The following is a 15,715-nucleotide window of genomic DNA, read 5'->3' on the forward strand; positions in this document are numbered from 1 at the left end:
TTATATGTATACGGGTTCGTGTTTGTGCGGTGAAGTAAGGGTTGAAGTGTCGGGCAGTATAACCAGCATTATTCATTGTCATTGTTCACTGTGCAGAAAAAACAGCGGGACTGCATTTGCAACCAATGGCTTTGTAAATACTGAGGACTTTATAATAACTAAAGGACAAGAGCAGCTGAGTGAATTTAGTTTTAAACCAGGGCGCACTCGTTACTTTTGTAAATGTTGCGGCTCGCCGGTTTACAGTAGCGACAATGATGACAAAAGCAGAATACGAATTCGTTTAGGAATATTCGATAGCGATATTACTGAGCTGGTATTATCGCATAATTTTGTTACGTCTAAAGCTAACTGGGAGCAGCTAGAAACAAGCTTACCGTGCTATGAAAAACATGAACCTGGGCGGTAACGCATTTTATTCAATGTGGTAAATACTGTTAATACTTTTATAAAGGTTTGGCGCAAAATTTATAAACACAGGTGAGTTTTGTATTTCATCAACGTTTATGTGCATTAATGTTTGCTGGCTTAGTATGATTACTATATTTTTGTATTCGTTAAACTCTATTATCGCTAAGCACTTAAAATGTTGCCTTAAAAGCACTAAAAGCATTTGCAACTCTTTGCCAGTTTGCGGGTTTAAATTAATGATTACTTGAGTACTTGGCTCACTACAGCGGTTTATGTTTTGCCAAAAGCTATAGCTGGTTAAAAAAGGCTGATGATATTCACCACTAAAAATATCGATAGTGATCACGTTAAAGTGATCAGAGCATTGCGAAATATATTGCTCGGCGCATTGTAAATAGGTGTTGTGGTTACTTGGTAAATTAAAGTGCTGGGCAGCAATAGAGGCAATATTTGTGTTTATTTCTACCGTATTAAATGTATTTATGGCATTTATATATGGCGTATTATTTTGCAAGTAATACATAACACGCTCAAACCCTGCTGTGCCTAGACCTAAATTTAGTATGTTTAATGTATTTTCCGGTTTAAGTAAAAACAACAGCATGCATTGATTTACAGGAACGATTACTTGCTCAGGGTGTGTTAGGTTCATAACACCTTGAATAGTTATGTCATCATTGGCCTTTTGTGCAAGGGTTAGCCAACGATATTCTTTATTTTGGTACACACATATGGGACCGTATGCACTTTGCTGCGATTCAATAAGGTTACTTTTAACTGTATCTTCTTTTAGCTGGCGCATAACTTAAACTATTTATATAAACACAATGATAGTGTGCCATGAAAAACACACTTTATAATAGATTATTGTGTAACAAGGTTTGTAATTTAACCTCTAAATATAATATTGTATTAGCAATTAATTAGTTATACGTTATTCAAGGATTGAAAATGGGATTAATTTTAGGGCCTGCTGTTTTGGCATGGTTTGCAGTATTTATCTATTCTTTACGATTAGGGTATGTGCTTATTTATAAAAACATGAGCGCACTGACCACAGTGACTACTTTTGCAATTGGTATTATTGGTCTGTTGGCTTTTATGACGTATGGATATAGGCATTTTGTAAACAACACCTCTGTTTGGGCGTTTGAGATCCCAAGTTATTTTTTATTTAGCAAAATTGCTTTTATAGGTGTCTTGAGTGGTTTTTTACTTAACTACTATATTAATCCTGAAAATAGTTCGGAGTTTTTGAGCTGTTTAGCATTTGTATTAATATTTATGTTTTCTGCTGGTGTGCTTGCAAGCTTAGGGGGACATGAGGCCTTTTTAAAAGAATTTGATATTAAAACCACTTATTAAAAATATGCATAATAAATTTTGGCCAGTACCCATTCAAGGTAGTGGGCTTTTTACTATCCTAGTAACCTCTTGTAAATGCGCTTTAGCGTGCTCCTTTCTGCGTCTACCTCAAATGTATTGCCATAAAATCTTACTTAAGTAATGGTTACACTATAATAATTAGGAGCTAATAGATGCTTAAAACACCTTTGAAAATTACAACAACGTTACTTAAATTTACTGCAATTGCAGGTGCCTGCACACTTGCATTATCAGCACATGGTGAAACACAATTACAATATACCGACCAACAAAAGTTACATGACATAGCAAGTGAAGTGTCGGCTACCCGTATTGGTAGTGATATTCAAACGCTGGTGGATTTTGGTACTCGTCATACGCTTTCAGATACTAAATCGGATACTCGAGGTATTGGTGCGGCTAGGCGCTGGATAAAAAAAGAATTTGAAAAAATATCGACACAGTGTGGTGGTTGCCTGGAAATTATTGAAGTAAAGGACACTATATCGGGCGAAAAACGCATTCCTAATCCTGTTGAAGTGGTTAACATAGTGGCTATTCAACGCGGATCAAGCGAGCCTAATCGAATGGTGATGATGTCGGGTGACATAGATTCACGTGTAAGTGATGTTATGGATTTTACTAGCGACTCTCCTGGCGCAAATGATAATGCATCAGGTGTAGCTGGTGTTATAGAAGCTGCTCGTGTTTTAAGTAAATACAAATTTAATGGTTCGGTAGTTTACGCGGCGCTTTCGGGCGAAGAGCAAGGTTTGTTTGGCGGTAAAATATTAACTGCTTATGCACAAAAGCATAACTGGCAAGTTCATGGCGTTTTAAACAACGATATGATTGGCAATATTACCGGTATTAATGGTGTAACTGATAACACGACTGCACGTATATTTTCAGAAGGTACCCGTGTTGTTGAAACTAAAAAGCAAGCTAATACTCGTCGCTTTACAGGTGGTGAAGTTGATTCAGCGAGTCGTAATTTAGCTCGCTACATAGACACTATTGCTGACAGGTACGTTCCTAGTTTAGATACAATGCTTGTATATCGATTAGATAGATTTGGCCGTGGTGGGCATCATCGTCCATTTAATGACGCAGGTTTTGCAGCCGTGCGTATTATGGAAACTAATGAGCACTACGATCGTCAGCATCAAGATTTACGCACTGAAGATGGTGTTGAGTATGGTGATACCATTGAAGGTGTTGATTTTGATTATACGGCTAAGTTAACCTCACTTAATGCGGTAACTATGGCGTCTATGGCGTGGGCACCCGCACCGCCAAAAGAAGTTAAAATAACGGGCGCTGTTACTGCTAACACTTCTTTCTCATGGGCGAAAAATGATGACGAGAACATTGCTGGATATAAAATTTATTGGCGTTATACGAGCGAGCCGCAATGGCAGTTTAGTAAATACGTGGGTAATGTTTCAAAATATACACTTGAAAATGTGGTAATTGATAATTATTACTTTGGTGTAGCTTCTGTTAGTAAAGACGGTGTTGAGTCACCAGTAGTTTTTCCGGGTGATGTAGGTTCGTTTGATCACAATATAAAATAATAGTTTGCCTAAAAACACAGCAAACAGAGAGCTTTAAGGTGCAAATGGGAGTTTTATGCTTGCACCTTATTTACTAAGCCCTTAGAGTGTAAAAAAAAGAAGTAAAAGGTTATTAAAAATGGAACAACAAGAAAAAAAGCCGTTAACAGCAAAAGAGCAAGTTATAACTGATGAGCAAAGAATGCAGTGGCAACGGGAGTGTTTTCAAGCAGCGCAAAAGCATTTAGCCGAAAAAGGCATTATGCCGAAATCAGTAGTTGATAAAGACAGCCGATTTTTAGCACCACTTTGTGCAATGTGGAAATTTAAAGCCCAGAACGGTAAAACATATTGGGTAGTTACAGGACGATTACCTACAGATCATGCTGAGGTAAGTGCAGCTACAGATGCTCGCGATGCAATGCGTTATTTTTCATTGCAGTGGCAATTAAAAGCGGATCAAATTATGAGTACAGGCGCGCGTGATAAAACTCAGGTAGATTTTGCTAACTTACTTATAAATAGAGCACATGGCTTATACGAAATGTATGATAATGAACCACTGTGGGCTAATGAACCCAAGTAGTTTAGGTAACTTAAGTTTAGTTTAAAATAATAATGTGGAGGGCGGTAGTTTATTTATTGCCCTTTTCTTTATCTAATGAACAAGTGTGAAGGGGGTTGTTTTAAACGCTGAAACAGGGCATTGCATGCGTTGCCTAGGTATTCCCGCTTCCATAAAAACATTTCCTTGTTGAATAAAGCCATTTCGCTTAAAACGCTCTACCTCATTTAAAATACAATTAATGCTTACTTCTTCTATACCTTGGTTTGACGCTAATTCAACAATAAAATTGAGAAGTGATTTATATACCTTGCGGTTACGATGCTCGGGTAATACAGCTATTCTGCCGATTAAGCCATCTGTACATAATCTACCTGTTGCAATAGGGCAGTTTGCATCGTCTGTGACAAGTACATGTAATGCAATTTTATCTAGGCTATCGAATTCTATGTGCTTGGGGATATGTAACTCGTAAACAAAAACTCGCTCTCGAATTTTTTGTAACATATCTTTTTTTATATCCCATTCAACTTTATCAACCAGATAGCCCATTGCAAACTCCTATTGATACCAAATTAAAATGAGTAAGCAATCGCAGCAAAATTATTTAAGCCAATATCAGGTGAAAATTGAAATTTTTAACTAACCTGTATACATAATATTTTACGTAGCAAAATGCTCACCATTATTAATAAAATTGGTATTATTATTCTTGGTCTATATTAAACCAGATCCCCTCATTAACAAGTGTAGTAAAGGTTTGAGTAAATACTAAACTTGGGTTTGTTAAGTTTAATGCTGAACTTTCAAACTCAGTATTATCGGTAAGTAGTTTTACCGCCGCTAAGTCAGTTAATGGCATAGCGTAATTTTCACCGTTAACACTTAATAGCACTTCGGTATCGAGCTGCTGGTAAATAGCACGCGTGCCACCTAAACGCTCAAACACAGTTTCTTCATCACTTAAATCATCGCTTATTTGCTCTGATGTAAATGGAGGCTCTACTGGTGCTAAATCCATTTCATGTTTGGGCTGACTAAGCGTTGAGCCTAACCATTGTTTAAATAAATCGTCATTTTCTAAAAGTGCCGCCATCAGTGTTTTAACTTTATCAACTTCAAGGTTTGTAAGTTCACCTTTTGACTTTCTTAGTGTGATATTGTGATCGGTATAACGTTTTTGTCCGCTTTCAGTATCAATAATATGATCGGCAAAGCTCGATAATAAATCTTGTTGATTTGGGGCTCTAAAACCAACTGAATAATTTAGTGCGTTTTCTACAGCGTAACCTTCGTGAGGGCACCCTGGTGGAATATACAAAATATCGCCAGGTTCTAAGATGCAATCTATTACGGCTTCAAATGCTTCAACCTGAAGTAGTTTTTTGTTTTGAGCAAACTGCTTAAGTGTTGGATCGGGTAAGCCTACACGCCAATGACGTTTGCCTTCACCTTGAATAATAAATACATCGTATTGGTCTAAATGTGGACCCACACCACCATTAGGCGTTGAATAGCTGATCATTAAATCGTCTATGCGCCAGTTGGGAATAAACCTAAAAGGTTCTAGCAGTTGTGCAGCATCGCTATGCCAGTGATCAACTGCTTGCACGAGTAAAGTAGAGTGATCGTCAGTTAATTGCTCAAAGTCTTCAAATGGACCTTGGTGTGTTTGCCAATCATTTTTATGATTGGTGATAATACGCGACTCTATGCTTTCTTCCATTGCTAGGCCGGCAAGTTCATTAGCATCAAGCGGGTCTTGAAAATCAGCAAAACCTTGTTTGATTAAAAGCGGCTTTTTTTGCCAAAAATGGCTTAAAAACTCTTGCTCAGACAAATTATTTATTTTTAATTGATACATACATTATGCCTACTAGTTAGTGCAATGGGGTTAAAACAAAAAAAGCGAAAGGATGATCCTTTCGCTTTTTAAAAGAGCAATTTAGTTTTTAAACTAAATCATCAATAAACTCAACAGCACGACCAATGTAATTAGCAGGTGTTAGTTTTTTCATTTCTACTTTAGCGTGCTCAGGAAGGTCTAAACCATCGATGAAGTCAGCCATTATTTCTTTGTTTACACGTTTACCGCGTGTTAAATCTTTAAGTTTTTCGTATGGTTTTTCAATGCCATATTTACGCATAACTGTTTGAATCGGCTCGGCTAGCAATTCCCAGTTTTGATCAAGCTCGTCAGCTAAACGTTGCTCGTTTACTTCAAGCTTGCTTACACCTTTAAGTGTTGATTGGTATGCAATAATTGCATAACCCATACCAACACCTAGGTTACGTAATACCGTTGAATCAGTAAGATCACGCTGCCAGCGAGAAACTGGTAATTTTTGTGCAAGATGAGAGAAAATAGCATTTGCTAAGCCTAAGTTACCTTCTGAGTTTTCAAAATCAATTGGGTTAACTTTATGTGGCATTGTTGATGAGCCAATTTCGCCAGCAATTGTTTTTTGCTTAAAGTGATTAAGGGCAATGTAACCCCACATGTCACGGTCAAAATCTAATAATATAGTGTTGAAACGTGCAATTGCGTCAAATAACTCTGCAATATAGTCATGCGGTTCAATTTGTGTAGTAAATGGGTTTAGTGTTAAACCTAAACTTGATACAAATTTATCTGCATGTGTGTGCCAGTCGTAATCTGGGTATGCGCTAAGGTGAGCGTTGTAGTTACCAACAGCACCATTAACTTTACCTAGCATTTCTACTTGTGCAATTTGGTCACGTTGACGCTTTAAACGCATGTATACGTTAGCAAACTCTTTACCCATAGTTGATGGTGTAGCAGGTTGTCCGTGCGTACGAGTCATCATTGGGATTGTTTTGTATTCAATTGCTTTAGCTTTAATTGCACTTAAAAGTTCGTCGCAATAAGGAAGTAAAACATTTTCACGTGCTTCGCTTAGCATCAAACCATGAGATAGATTATTAATATCTTCTGAAGTACAAGCAAAGTGAATAAATTCGTTTATTGCATGGAGCTCACTGTTATCGGCTACTTTTTCTTTTAGTAGGTATTCAACAGCTTTAACATCGTGATTTGTAGTGCATTCTATATCTTTAACGCGCTGTGCATCAGCTTCACTGAAGTTATCTACAATGGCGTTTAGAAGTGCATTAGCCTGTTCGCTAAATGCAGGTACTTCTTTAATATCGCTTGCTGCAGCTAACGCTTGCAACCAACGCACTTCAACAATTACGCGGTATTTGATTAAGCCAAATTCGCTGAAAATACTGCGTAGTTCAGTGGTTTTGCTGCCGTAGCGACCATCCACTGGAGAGATAGCCGTTAACGCTGAAAGCTCCATAATAACTCCTAAATTTTAGTTTGAACGATAGTTAAATTTTTGTTTTAGCAATGGCGAGTATTTTTCTTTTTGCAAAGAAAAAGTGACGGCGCTTACCGCCCATTTGTCGCCATAATACTGCACTTCTAATGCCGGCTAATAATAATGCACGGATTTTATTTTGAGTGAGCTGCTGTTTTAATAACTCGGGTTTACCATAAACCTGTATTCGGTGCCCAAGGGGGCTCAGCACCGACGAGTAAATATCTGCTAAACCGGCAACAACACTCTCATCGGTAATAGCAAAGTGGTCTAAACGACGATGAATATCATCAATGCGTTTACCTAATTCGTTTAAGCTTTTTTCGTTAGCGCTGAGTGCTCGCTCAAGCTGCATTAAACCACCTACGTACTTTACTATTTCAACATCTTTTTGAGCGCCAGCAGTAAGCTGCGCCATTAATGTTTTATAGCCATCACGTAAGTTGTCAGTACCTTGGTAAACATCTTCTGGCGATGCCGGAGATGTTTGAATAATGCTTGAAAGTAAGATTTCTAAATCATGTTCGTTATTGTTGCCGTACTGGGCAATTTTTTGAACTTGTTTAGCAGCCTGGCACATGGCGGCAAGCGCCATGACTTGGTGTTCATTCATTACTTAATCACCGAGTCAATAATACCACCACCTAAACACACATCTTCTGCGTAAAATACGGCAGATTGACCAGGTGTAACTGCTTTTTGTGGCTCGTCGAACAATACGCGGGCCATGCCGTCTTCACCTACAAGTAGGGTGCAGCTTAAGTCTTCTTGGCGGTAACGCGTTTTTACTGTGCAGCGAGTGGTGCCTTTAGGGCCAATACGGTCTACCCAGTGAAGTTGGTTTGCGTTAAGACCGTTGCTGTATAGGCGAGGGTGATCTTTACCTTGCCCCACAATAAGTACATTTCGCTCAAGGTCTTTATCTACTACGTACCAAGGCTCACCAGAACCTTCCTTCATACCACCAATTAACAAGCCTTTGCGTTGTCCAAGTGTGTGGTACATTAAGCCTTCGTGCTCGCCTACGTTGTTACCGTCTGTGTCTTCGATAACGCCAGGTTGTGCTGGTAAGAACTTTTGTAAAAAGTCTTTAAATTTACGCTCACCAATAAAGCAGATACCTGTGCTGTCTTTTTTATCGTGAGTGATTAGGTCTTGCTCTTCTGCTATGCGGCGTACTTCTGGTTTTTCGATATCGCCTACAGGGAATAACGTTTGGCCAATATGTTCATGGCTTAGAGTATATAAGAAATAGCTTTGATCTTTATTGTTATCAAGTCCGCGACACATTACGTATTTGTCATCGCGAAGCTCACGGCGAACATAGTGACCCGTTGCAATAAAGTCAGCACCGAGTGCTTGCGCAGCAAATTCTAAAAAGGCTTTAAATTTAATTTCTTTGTTACACATTATATCTGGGTTAGGTGTGCGACCTGCTTTGTACTCTGCTAAAAAGTACTCAAATACATTGTCCCAATATTCTGCTGCAAAGTTAACTGTGTGAAGCTCAATGCCTAATTTGTCACACACTGCTTGCGCATCTTTTAAATCATCAGCGGCAGCACAGTATTCATCATTGTCGTCTTCTTCCCAGTTCTTCATAAACAGGCCTTCTACTTGGTAGCCCTGTTGTTGTAATAAATATGCAGATACAGAAGAATCAACACCGCCGGACATGCCAACAATGACTTTAATGTGACTATTTTCGCTCATGAATAATTTCGCTTATACAGATTGCTGTTAACTTGGAAAGGCCGCGATTATAGCATGTATTTTGTTTGTGCTTAAAGAGACTAAGGGCGCAAAGAGGGGAATTAGTCAGTATTTTATTTATATAACAAATAGCGAACTAGACTTAAGCGCGTTATTAGGCTGTAACTTTAGTAATATTAAAGTGATCTTTACTAATAAATTAAGACTATAGAATAATTCATGTAGTTATTAAGTTTTATTAATAGTATTTTCTTTTAAAACTACTAGAGTAAATATACACTTAACAAAATAAAAATAGTGGTGAGTATATGAATGTAAACCACTTAAAATCGCTTAATATATAGTCAATGGAATGAATATATGAATTACGCCTATCAAATAAACAAGATAATCTCTTTAGTTGAACACTATACAAACGAATCTGATTTTGTGGATAGCGAATTACTTTATAGCAAAACGACAGAGTTTAAAAAGTCAGCCTATCACCTTTTTTATGAGTTAATAAAACTCAAAAACCCTCACATTTTCCAAGAACCAAACCATGTACATGAGTTATTTAGTTTAATTAAGGGCTCAGCCGCTAAAAAGAACATTGAGCTAAAGGTGCTTGAGCATGTAGAGCACTGGTGGCTTGAATGGTATTTTGCTTTAGAAATGGACGTAAAGCTTAGTATAGAAAAAAGTGATATGCCAATGAGTTACTTACCTCAAAGTACGCTCAACCCTATGCGCAAACATGAGATAAGTCACTACGCTAGGTTATTTACCGTTTTGCCAATGCCGGTATGTAATGTGTGTACCAAAACGGGTGATATTTTGAAAGTTAATCAACGCTTTGTAGATGTTTTTGGTTATACGGTAGAGGATGTACCTAATCTGAGGTCCTGGTGGGAGAAAGCGTATCCAGATCCACAATACAGAGCACTTGCAAAAGAGCTGTGGCAAGACTCACTTGAAAAGGCACTGAATAATAATAACGATATACCCGCAAATAATTATCGAGTGTCTTGTCGTGATGGAACACAAGTGATGATGGAGATATCAGGGATTGATATAGGTGAAGAGTTTTTGGCTGTTTTTAATGATGCAACAGAACGTTTAGAAGCGGAGGATATACTTAGAGATATGGCCTTTTTGGATGCATTAACCAAAATTGCAAATAGGCGCCGGTTTGATGAAAAACTAACGCATGAGTATGAACGAGCAAAAGAATGCGAAGGCATGCTGTCGATGATTATCATCGATATTGATCATTTTAAACAATTTAATGACCGGTATGGGCATGTGGCTGGCGATACGTGTTTATATGATGTTGCTCAAACAATTGCTTCAACGGTTAGTCGCCCAGAAGATTTTGTGGCTCGTTATGGGGGGGAGGAATTTGTTGTTTTATTACCTCAAACCGATAGGCAAGGGGCGTTGTTTATAGCTGAGCAAATACAAAAAGCTGTAGAAAACTTAGCTATTGCGCACCAGGATAGCTTTACCGGATTTTTATCTATAAGTATGGGGATTAATACCATTAGTGACTATACAAATAGTGACGAAATTAGCTTTGTTAAAGCCGCTGATAACGCCCTATACTATGCTAAAAAACAAGGGCGTAATTGTATAGCGCTAAGCTCAGAGTAAATAAAATAGAGTTAATTATCTTATTTACTCTACTCCCCAATATAGCTAATTGTAAATAGTTTCTAGGCTCAATACTGGTCGATTCAGGCTGTCGTTAATACACTTCAATACTAAAGGGCTTCTAAGGGAGAGTGATTTTATTTGCTCTAATGTGTACCAGTTAGCGCTGATAATATCGATATCTATTGGCGTTGGCGCGTTTATATTATCAGGCGCTTCAAATAAGAAGCAAAATCGCAAATAGTGCACTCCATTTTCAGCATGCAAATTATACACACCTAAAAAGCCGACTGGCTCAAGCGCTAAGCCTGTTTCTTCAAGTAGCTCTCTGCTTGCGGCTTGTGCAAGAGTTTCGTTTTGTTCTAAATGACCAGCAGGTTGATTGTAACAAACCTGCTGTGTAAATTTATCGCGCTCTTTGACAAGTAAAAACTCATTTTGCTTTTTTACTATTGCCGCAACGGTTACATGCGGTTTATGCATCAACTACGCCTTTAATTACTTTGTATTCTCCACAATTAATATCATCCAACGTATAGTTACCAATGCTATAGCGAATAAGGCGAAGTGTAGGGTGGCCAATATGCGCGGTCATTCTACGCACTTGTCTGTTTTTACCTTCGTTAATTGTAATACTTAGCCAAGTGGTAGGGATTGCTTTTCGCTCGCGTACAGGGGGATTACGAGTCCAAATTGTAGGTTCATCAATTATTTTAACGTTAGCGGGGAGTGTAAGCCCGTCTTTAAGTTCTACGCCATTACATAATGCGTTAATTGATTCACTGGTGGGTTCACCTTCAACTTGTGCCCAATAGGTCTTATTGGTTTTTTTATTAGGCGCAGTTAAAGTGTTTTGCAATTTTCCACAGTTTGTTAAAAGCAATAAACCTTCACTGTCTCTATCTAATCTACCCGCTGCGTAAACTTCTTTAATAGGGATAAACTCAGCAAGCGTTTTTCTGTCTGCGTCATCTGTAAATTGGCATAGCACATCAAATGGTTTATTGAATAACACAATTTTTCTGTCTTTAGATGCTATTTGCGGCTTTATCTCTCTTTTACCTGAAGGCGTTTTGTTAAGTGCACTGCGTGAATAAGTACGCCCTGTACTTCTTTTTGGCTTGGATTCAGTTACTTGATTATTGCCTGGTTTAGATCTCATTATATGCACCTAGCTGGTTTTGGTAATCCGGCAATTTTTGTTGCTTGCTTGGCTGGGCCTTTAGGAAATAATTTATATAAATAAAGGCTATTACCTTTGTCTTCACCGAGCGCTTTAGCCATTGCTTTTACAAGCATCCGAATTGCTGGACTGGTGTTATATTCAATATAAAAATCACGAACAAAGTTAATGACTTCCCAGTGTTGAACACTAAGGGTAATGTTTTCTTGGATAGCAATTACAGGTGCAAGCTCCTTTGACCACAAAGTATGGTCAAGCAAGTAACCTTGTTTGTCGGTTTCAATCTGTTGGTTGTTAAATTCAAGCATGAGTTACCACGTAATTGATTGATTAGTTGATAAAGTGAGTGCTACAAAGTCTTTATAGCTTATGGCTTTATCGTTATCTGTTAATTTTATTGCACGTACTTGCGCGTCTTGTTCAAGTATTAATAGTGTATCTGCAAATTGTCTAAATTGTTTTTTTGCAAAGCAGGCATCACCAACAAGTAGCACGTTATCGTCTGATAAAATTAAGTTTTCTAGCTGATTTGCCGAATAATAGTTAAGCGGCTTAGAAAAAATATGTAATGTACTCATAAATTCACCACATGTTGCTGCGCTTTAATTAATGTTTGTTGTTGGCTAAAGTTGAGTGCTTTTGCCTCTATGAGTAAATCATGTTTATTTAAACCATAATCAAGCAATGACTTTTCACACACGTAGATGTTTTCAACATCATAGATTTCGAGTGTTTTAATGTTTTTAAAAAAATCTTTTAAGCCAATATCGTTTGGTTGTTGATGCTTTTTTAAAGCCAAAACGGCGGGGCCGCTAAACAACCAACTCACATTTTGGTCAACGGCCGCAAATATCAATGTCATATCAAGTGCATCACGAATATTTAAATCGTCAAATGGGCTGCACTGACTCATTACTAATACGTTTATCATTTAAATTGCACCCATTTATCTGCGTCGCTTGCAAGCATTGCAAATTCAGCTAACCCTGCGACTGCAAATACACCTGTGTTTTTAATATCTAACCCGCGTTTTTCAGCGGCGGTAACACACAGCATTAAATTTAGTTTTTGATCGGCGAGTTGCTGCCAAAGTGCTGGTATTTGAAGTTCGTCTGAGGATAAATCAAAGTGGGTAGATGCATGATAAATACCTTGCTGGTATAAAAAAATAGCATCAATGATGTGCCCTTGGGCTAAACATGCATTCGCAAACTTAACAATGCGTTGCGTTGTATCGTGATCGGATGGTGGTGTATGTAATGAAAGAACAAAACGTGACAAAACAATTCCAATAAAAAAGCCCCAATTAAGGGGCTATTTTAACAGAACTATTTAATTAGTCATCACTTGCGCCAAGTAGAGCAAGTAAAGACGTAAATAAGTTATATACGCTTAGGTATAAAGACACTGTTGCACGAATGTAGTTAGTTTCGCCGCCGTTAATGATTCGACTAGTATCAAATAAAATCAAACCAGACATGATCAATACAACTGCAGCATTAAGCACCATAAACATAAGTGAACTGCCAACAAAAATATTAACAATGCTAGCTACAATCACAACGATTAAGCCAACCGTTAAAAAGCCACCCATGAATGAGAAGTCTTTTTTAGTGTTTAGTGCATAAGCAGATAAACCAAAAAAGATAAGCGCCGTAGAACCCAACGCTTGCATAATAAGCATTGGACCATTAGGCATTGCAGCATAATGGTTGAGCAATGGACCTAAGCCTGCTCCCATTAAGCCTGTGAAAGCAAACACCCAAAATACACCAGATGCTGTATCTGCTTTTTTATTTACAACAAATAATAAACCGAACGAAACAAGTGTAAACACAATTCCCATAAAGTAAGGTAATTGTAGTGCCATTGAAATACCGGCTGTAACTGCACTAAATGCAAGTGTCATAGCTAGTAAAAAGTAGGTGTTTTTAAGTACCTTGTTTGTTTCAATGGTAGACATTACCGGTTTCGCGGTATTGTACGATTGATTAAACGCCATTGTAGAGCTCCTTTAAGTGAAACGTGTGTGTTTCGATAATTTAACTAAAATTAGATTACCAACTCTTATATGTTTGGGCAAACCTTTGTAGATCAATAGAGTTAAATATTTAAATAAAAGAGTATTGACGGCTAAATTAAAAACACTTTGTTCTAACTTTAAACAAATTAATTGTTTTTTAAGCACTTAAACAATTAATTAAAAAAAAAGCTTCACAAAAGGGATGGGTTTCCCTATTATGCAGGCCGTGCGGAGAGATGGCAGAGTGGTCGAATGCACCGGTCTTGAAAACCGGCATGGGTTTATAGCCCATCTAGGGTTCAAATCCCTATCTCTCCACCACTTATTTAATAAGTGTGTGGTAATTAAATTATCATTCATTTAAATAGTTATTAGTACACTCTTACTTTTAACTTAGCAGTATCGGAGAGATGGCAGAGTGGTCGAATGCACCGGTCTTGAAAACCGGCATGGGTTTATAGCCCATCTAGGGTTCAAATCCCTATCTCTCCACCATATAACAAAATAGCCCGCTAATTTAGCGGGCTTTTTTGTGCCTGTAAAATAAATAACTACAGGTAGAAATAGCGCGTTTTATCATCATAAATTACGACCATAGTCTCTATTTCTAAGCTTTAGATCTTGGTGCATGCTTAATACATTAAAATTTATACTCTGTATTAAGGATTATTAGATGAAACATCAACTCGCAAAAAGCGTCGCGCTTTCATTATTGTCCCCGGTAATTATTGGCAGCTTGTTAGGATTGTATTACGCACTAACGCTACAGGGTGATTTCCTATCCGTATTTTTTCAACTTTTGATGACTGCTATCTCAAATGCACACATTGTAGGTTTAACAATGGCGGCTTTTGTCGTGCCAGGATATTTACTTATGTTTAAGTATTCTAAAGTTAATTATTCAGGTGTATTAACCCTTGGTTTGTTAGGTGGCGCTATATTCAGTTACTTATTAAGTGCATCAACTGGTGAGATATTTTTGATTAATAGTGTTATGTCAGCATTTGCAGCTGGACTGTTTTTATTTGGTCTTCGTAAATCGGTAAAAAAATAATCGCAGCATTATTAACCAAGCACGCTGATAAACGGTGCAATTTCCTTTTTTTTACCTCCAAAAGGTTCCAATTTTTCACGACAAAGAGTACCTTTAGCTACTGTATGTTTAATAAGAAGTAGTTTGGTATGCAAAAGCACGATTTTTACCAGTCATTAGTTAAGCAAACTGAATCGCTGATAGCTGGTGAATCTAATGTAATTGCCAATTTGGCAAACATAAGCGCGCTGTTATTTACCTCTTTAGAAGATGTAAATTGGGCGGGCTTTTACTTTATGGATTCTCCTACTGAATTAGTACTTGGCCCGTTTCAAGGTAACCCCGCATGCATCCGTATTCCCGTTGGGAAAGGGGTATGTGGAACAGCTGCGGCAACCGCAGAAACACAATTAATTGAAGATGTTCACGCTTTTGACGGGCATATAGCCTGCGATGCAGCGTCTAATTCTGAAGTAGTTGTACCTATCATGAAACATGGTAAAGTATTCGCAGTACTAGACATTGATAGTCCAAGTATTGGCCGATTTGATGCTGATGATAAAGTTGGCCTTGAAGCATTAGTGAAATGCTTAGAGGCGAGCCTGTAATGAAAGATTTGCTAAATGTTCAAGACTACCTATTTGCTGTGCAAGATGTTGGCGATTGGGAAGGCGAAGAAGAGCATGTAGCGGAAACGCTCAATGATTTAATTCATATTGCATGGGATCGTCTTCCAGATGATTCAGAATGTGAATTTATTGATGAAACAATTAATGGTATTTGGGAACACCTTCGGGGTGATATGGCTGTAATAGAAGCCGATTTCGAAGAGTTGGTCGACTGGGTAACACACTACGTCGATTCGTCCCTTGATGAAAAGATGTGAAAAA

The 15,715-nt window shown here is 37.9% G+C and carries 21 protein-coding genes and 2 tRNA genes; 10 read left to right on the top strand and 13 right to left on the bottom strand.

Features of this window, described 5'->3' with window-relative positions; all coding sequences use genetic code 11:
* The first annotated feature begins 4 nt into the window (after window positions 1-4).
* Complete coding sequence (locus BW142_RS08355) at window positions 5-409, top strand: GFA family protein (protein ID WP_076924563.1); 405 nt, start codon at window positions 5-7, stop codon at window positions 407-409.
* Window positions 410-415: 6 nt separating this feature from the next.
* On the opposite strand, the gene BW142_RS08360 is transcribed toward BW142_RS08355, so the two are convergent.
* Complete coding sequence (locus BW142_RS08360; protein ID WP_076924564.1) at window positions 416-1,213, bottom strand: hypothetical protein; 798 nt, start codon at window positions 1,211-1,213, stop codon at window positions 416-418.
* 149 nt (window positions 1,214-1,362) lie between these two features.
* Between BW142_RS08360 and BW142_RS08365 the strand changes: the two genes are divergently transcribed.
* The 3 genes from BW142_RS08365 to BW142_RS08375 all read left to right on the top strand — a co-directional run bounded on the left by BW142_RS08365 (window position 1,363) and on the right by BW142_RS08375 (window position 3,918).
* A complete protein-coding gene (locus BW142_RS08365) occupies window positions 1,363-1,776 on the top strand; it encodes a hypothetical protein (RefSeq protein WP_076924565.1) in 414 nt (137 codons plus the stop codon).
* A gap of 173 nt (window positions 1,777-1,949) precedes the next feature.
* A complete protein-coding gene (locus BW142_RS08370; RefSeq protein ID WP_076924566.1) occupies window positions 1,950-3,353 on the top strand; it encodes a M28 family metallopeptidase in 1,404 nt (467 codons plus the stop codon).
* Between the two features lie 118 nt (window positions 3,354-3,471).
* Window positions 3,472-3,918 carry a DUF4826 family protein gene (locus BW142_RS08375; protein WP_024597931.1) on the top strand — a complete coding sequence of 149 codons (447 nt, stop codon included), beginning with the start codon at window positions 3,472-3,474 and terminating at the stop codon, window positions 3,916-3,918.
* A 72-nt stretch (window positions 3,919-3,990) separates the two neighbouring features.
* On the opposite strand, the gene BW142_RS08380 is transcribed toward BW142_RS08375, so the two are convergent.
* From BW142_RS08380 to mnmA, 5 genes are all read right to left on the bottom strand, one after another.
* The gene (locus tag BW142_RS08380; protein WP_024597930.1) at window positions 3,991-4,449 is read right to left on the bottom strand and encodes a GNAT family N-acetyltransferase; all 459 of its coding nucleotides are present in this window, start codon (window positions 4,447-4,449) and stop codon (window positions 3,991-3,993) included.
* A gap of 154 nt (window positions 4,450-4,603) precedes the next feature.
* Window positions 4,604-5,761: a cupin domain-containing protein gene (locus BW142_RS08385; RefSeq protein WP_024597929.1), complete on the bottom strand. Its 1,158-nt coding sequence runs from the start codon at window positions 5,759-5,761 to the stop codon at window positions 4,604-4,606.
* 88 nt (window positions 5,762-5,849) lie between these two features.
* Window positions 5,850-7,220 (bottom strand): adenylosuccinate lyase, encoded by a 1,371-nt coding sequence (gene purB / locus BW142_RS08390; RefSeq protein ID WP_076924567.1) that lies wholly within the window; start codon window positions 7,218-7,220, stop codon window positions 5,850-5,852.
* A 31-nt stretch (window positions 7,221-7,251) separates the two neighbouring features.
* A complete protein-coding gene (gene hflD / locus BW142_RS08395) occupies window positions 7,252-7,854 on the bottom strand; it encodes a high frequency lysogenization protein HflD (protein ID WP_024597927.1) in 603 nt (200 codons plus the stop codon).
* A complete protein-coding gene (gene mnmA, locus BW142_RS08400; protein WP_007375708.1) occupies window positions 7,854-8,954 on the bottom strand; it encodes a tRNA 2-thiouridine(34) synthase MnmA in 1,101 nt (366 codons plus the stop codon). Before mnmA ends, hflD begins: the two co-directional genes overlap by 1 nt.
* A 360-nt stretch (window positions 8,955-9,314) precedes the next feature.
* Between mnmA and BW142_RS08405 the strand changes: the two genes are divergently transcribed.
* Entirely contained in the window at window positions 9,315-10,586 is a 1,272-nt protein-coding gene (locus tag BW142_RS08405; RefSeq protein ID WP_076924568.1) for a sensor domain-containing diguanylate cyclase, read from the top strand.
* A 45-nt stretch (window positions 10,587-10,631) separates the two neighbouring features.
* Here BW142_RS08405 and BW142_RS08410 read toward each other — a convergent pair whose 3' ends face one another.
* From BW142_RS08410 to BW142_RS08440, 7 genes are read right to left on the bottom strand one after another with little or no spacing between them, the layout of a single operon-like run.
* Window positions 10,632-11,069, bottom strand: a complete 438-nt coding sequence (locus BW142_RS08410) for an NUDIX hydrolase (RefSeq protein WP_076924569.1) — start codon at window positions 11,067-11,069, stop codon at window positions 10,632-10,634.
* On the bottom strand, window positions 11,062-11,748 hold the full coding sequence (locus tag BW142_RS08415; protein ID WP_076924570.1) for a pseudouridine synthase: 687 nt from the start codon (window positions 11,746-11,748) through the stop codon (window positions 11,062-11,064). Before BW142_RS08415 ends, BW142_RS08410 begins: the two co-directional genes overlap by 8 nt.
* Window positions 11,748-12,077, bottom strand: coding sequence for a TusE/DsrC/DsvC family sulfur relay protein (locus BW142_RS08420; protein WP_007580207.1), 330 nt, complete (start codon window positions 12,075-12,077; stop codon window positions 11,748-11,750). Before BW142_RS08420 ends, BW142_RS08415 begins: the two co-directional genes overlap by 1 nt.
* Window positions 12,078-12,080: 3 nt before the next feature.
* The gene (locus BW142_RS08425; RefSeq protein WP_076924571.1) at window positions 12,081-12,347 is read right to left on the bottom strand and encodes a DsrH/TusB family sulfur metabolism protein; all 267 of its coding nucleotides are present in this window, start codon (window positions 12,345-12,347) and stop codon (window positions 12,081-12,083) included.
* Window positions 12,344-12,700, bottom strand: a complete 357-nt coding sequence (gene tusC, locus BW142_RS08430; RefSeq protein WP_024600506.1) for a sulfurtransferase complex subunit TusC — start codon at window positions 12,698-12,700, stop codon at window positions 12,344-12,346. The genes BW142_RS08425 and tusC overlap by 4 nt, the downstream gene beginning before the upstream one ends.
* On the bottom strand, window positions 12,697-13,050 hold the full coding sequence (gene tusD, locus BW142_RS08435) for a sulfurtransferase complex subunit TusD (RefSeq protein WP_076924572.1): 354 nt from the start codon (window positions 13,048-13,050) through the stop codon (window positions 12,697-12,699). The genes tusC and tusD overlap by 4 nt, the downstream gene beginning before the upstream one ends.
* Before the next feature lie 55 nt (window positions 13,051-13,105).
* Window positions 13,106-13,771, bottom strand: a complete 666-nt coding sequence (locus BW142_RS08440; RefSeq protein ID WP_007580214.1) for a Bax inhibitor-1/YccA family protein — start codon at window positions 13,769-13,771, stop codon at window positions 13,106-13,108.
* A gap of 251 nt (window positions 13,772-14,022) precedes the next feature.
* Between BW142_RS08440 and BW142_RS08445 the strand changes: the two genes are divergently transcribed.
* The 5 genes from BW142_RS08445 to BW142_RS08465 all read left to right on the top strand — a co-directional run bounded on the left by BW142_RS08445 (window position 14,023) and on the right by BW142_RS08465 (window position 15,711).
* Window positions 14,023-14,113 (top strand) — tRNA-Ser (locus tag BW142_RS08445).
* An 83-nt stretch (window positions 14,114-14,196) separates the two neighbouring features.
* Window positions 14,197-14,287, top strand: a tRNA-Ser gene (locus BW142_RS08450).
* 178 nt (window positions 14,288-14,465) lie between these two features.
* Window positions 14,466-14,846 (top strand): hypothetical protein, encoded by a 381-nt coding sequence (locus BW142_RS08455; RefSeq protein WP_007586920.1) that lies wholly within the window; start codon window positions 14,466-14,468, stop codon window positions 14,844-14,846.
* 128 nt (window positions 14,847-14,974) lie between these two features.
* Window positions 14,975-15,433: a GAF domain-containing protein gene (locus BW142_RS08460; protein ID WP_076924573.1), complete on the top strand. Its 459-nt coding sequence runs from the start codon at window positions 14,975-14,977 to the stop codon at window positions 15,431-15,433.
* Window positions 15,433-15,711, top strand: coding sequence for a hypothetical protein (locus BW142_RS08465; RefSeq protein ID WP_002961910.1), 279 nt, complete (start codon window positions 15,433-15,435; stop codon window positions 15,709-15,711). Before BW142_RS08460 ends, BW142_RS08465 begins: the two co-directional genes overlap by 1 nt.
* Window positions 15,712-15,715: the final 4 nt, after the last annotated feature.

The organism is Pseudoalteromonas sp. EB27 (assembly GCF_001974875.1).
GTDB lineage: Bacteria > Pseudomonadota > Gammaproteobacteria > Enterobacterales > Alteromonadaceae > Pseudoalteromonas.

Bases quoted from the DNA above. Each gene is read 5' to 3' on its own strand.
- BW142_RS08355 (WP_076924563.1), top strand. From the start codon at position 5: ATGTATACGGGTTCGTGTTTGTGCGGTGAAGTAAGGGTTGAAGTGTCG.
- BW142_RS08360 (WP_076924564.1), bottom strand. From the start codon at position 1,213: ATGCGCCAGCTAAAAGAAGATACAGTTAAAAGTAACCTTATTGAATCG.
- BW142_RS08365 (WP_076924565.1), top strand. From the start codon at position 1,363: ATGGGATTAATTTTAGGGCCTGCTGTTTTGGCATGGTTTGCAGTATTT.
- BW142_RS08370 (WP_076924566.1), top strand. From the start codon at position 1,950: ATGCTTAAAACACCTTTGAAAATTACAACAACGTTACTTAAATTTACT.
- BW142_RS08375 (WP_024597931.1), top strand. From the start codon at position 3,472: ATGGAACAACAAGAAAAAAAGCCGTTAACAGCAAAAGAGCAAGTTATA.
- BW142_RS08380 (WP_024597930.1), bottom strand. From the start codon at position 4,449: ATGGGCTATCTGGTTGATAAAGTTGAATGGGATATAAAAAAAGATATG.
- BW142_RS08385 (WP_024597929.1), bottom strand. From the start codon at position 5,761: ATGTATCAATTAAAAATAAATAATTTGTCTGAGCAAGAGTTTTTAAGC.
- purB (WP_076924567.1), bottom strand. From the start codon at position 7,220: ATGGAGCTTTCAGCGTTAACGGCTATCTCTCCAGTGGATGGTCGCTAC.
- hflD (WP_024597927.1), bottom strand. From the start codon at position 7,854: ATGAATGAACACCAAGTCATGGCGCTTGCCGCCATGTGCCAGGCTGCT.
- mnmA (WP_007375708.1), bottom strand. From the start codon at position 8,954: ATGAGCGAAAATAGTCACATTAAAGTCATTGTTGGCATGTCCGGCGGT.
- BW142_RS08405 (WP_076924568.1), top strand. From the start codon at position 9,315: ATGAATTACGCCTATCAAATAAACAAGATAATCTCTTTAGTTGAACAC.
- BW142_RS08410 (WP_076924569.1), bottom strand. From the start codon at position 11,069: ATGCATAAACCGCATGTAACCGTTGCGGCAATAGTAAAAAAGCAAAAT.
- BW142_RS08415 (WP_076924570.1), bottom strand. From the start codon at position 11,748: ATGAGATCTAAACCAGGCAATAATCAAGTAACTGAATCCAAGCCAAAA.
- BW142_RS08420 (WP_007580207.1), bottom strand. From the start codon at position 12,077: ATGCTTGAATTTAACAACCAACAGATTGAAACCGACAAACAAGGTTAC.
- BW142_RS08425 (WP_076924571.1), bottom strand. From the start codon at position 12,347: ATGAGTACATTACATATTTTTTCTAAGCCGCTTAACTATTATTCGGCA.
- tusC (WP_024600506.1), bottom strand. From the start codon at position 12,700: ATGATAAACGTATTAGTAATGAGTCAGTGCAGCCCATTTGACGATTTA.
- BW142_RS08440 (WP_007580214.1), bottom strand. From the start codon at position 13,771: ATGGCGTTTAATCAATCGTACAATACCGCGAAACCGGTAATGTCTACC.
- BW142_RS08455 (WP_007586920.1), top strand. From the start codon at position 14,466: ATGAAACATCAACTCGCAAAAAGCGTCGCGCTTTCATTATTGTCCCCG.
- BW142_RS08460 (WP_076924573.1), top strand. From the start codon at position 14,975: ATGCAAAAGCACGATTTTTACCAGTCATTAGTTAAGCAAACTGAATCG.
- BW142_RS08465 (WP_002961910.1), top strand. From the start codon at position 15,433: ATGAAAGATTTGCTAAATGTTCAAGACTACCTATTTGCTGTGCAAGAT.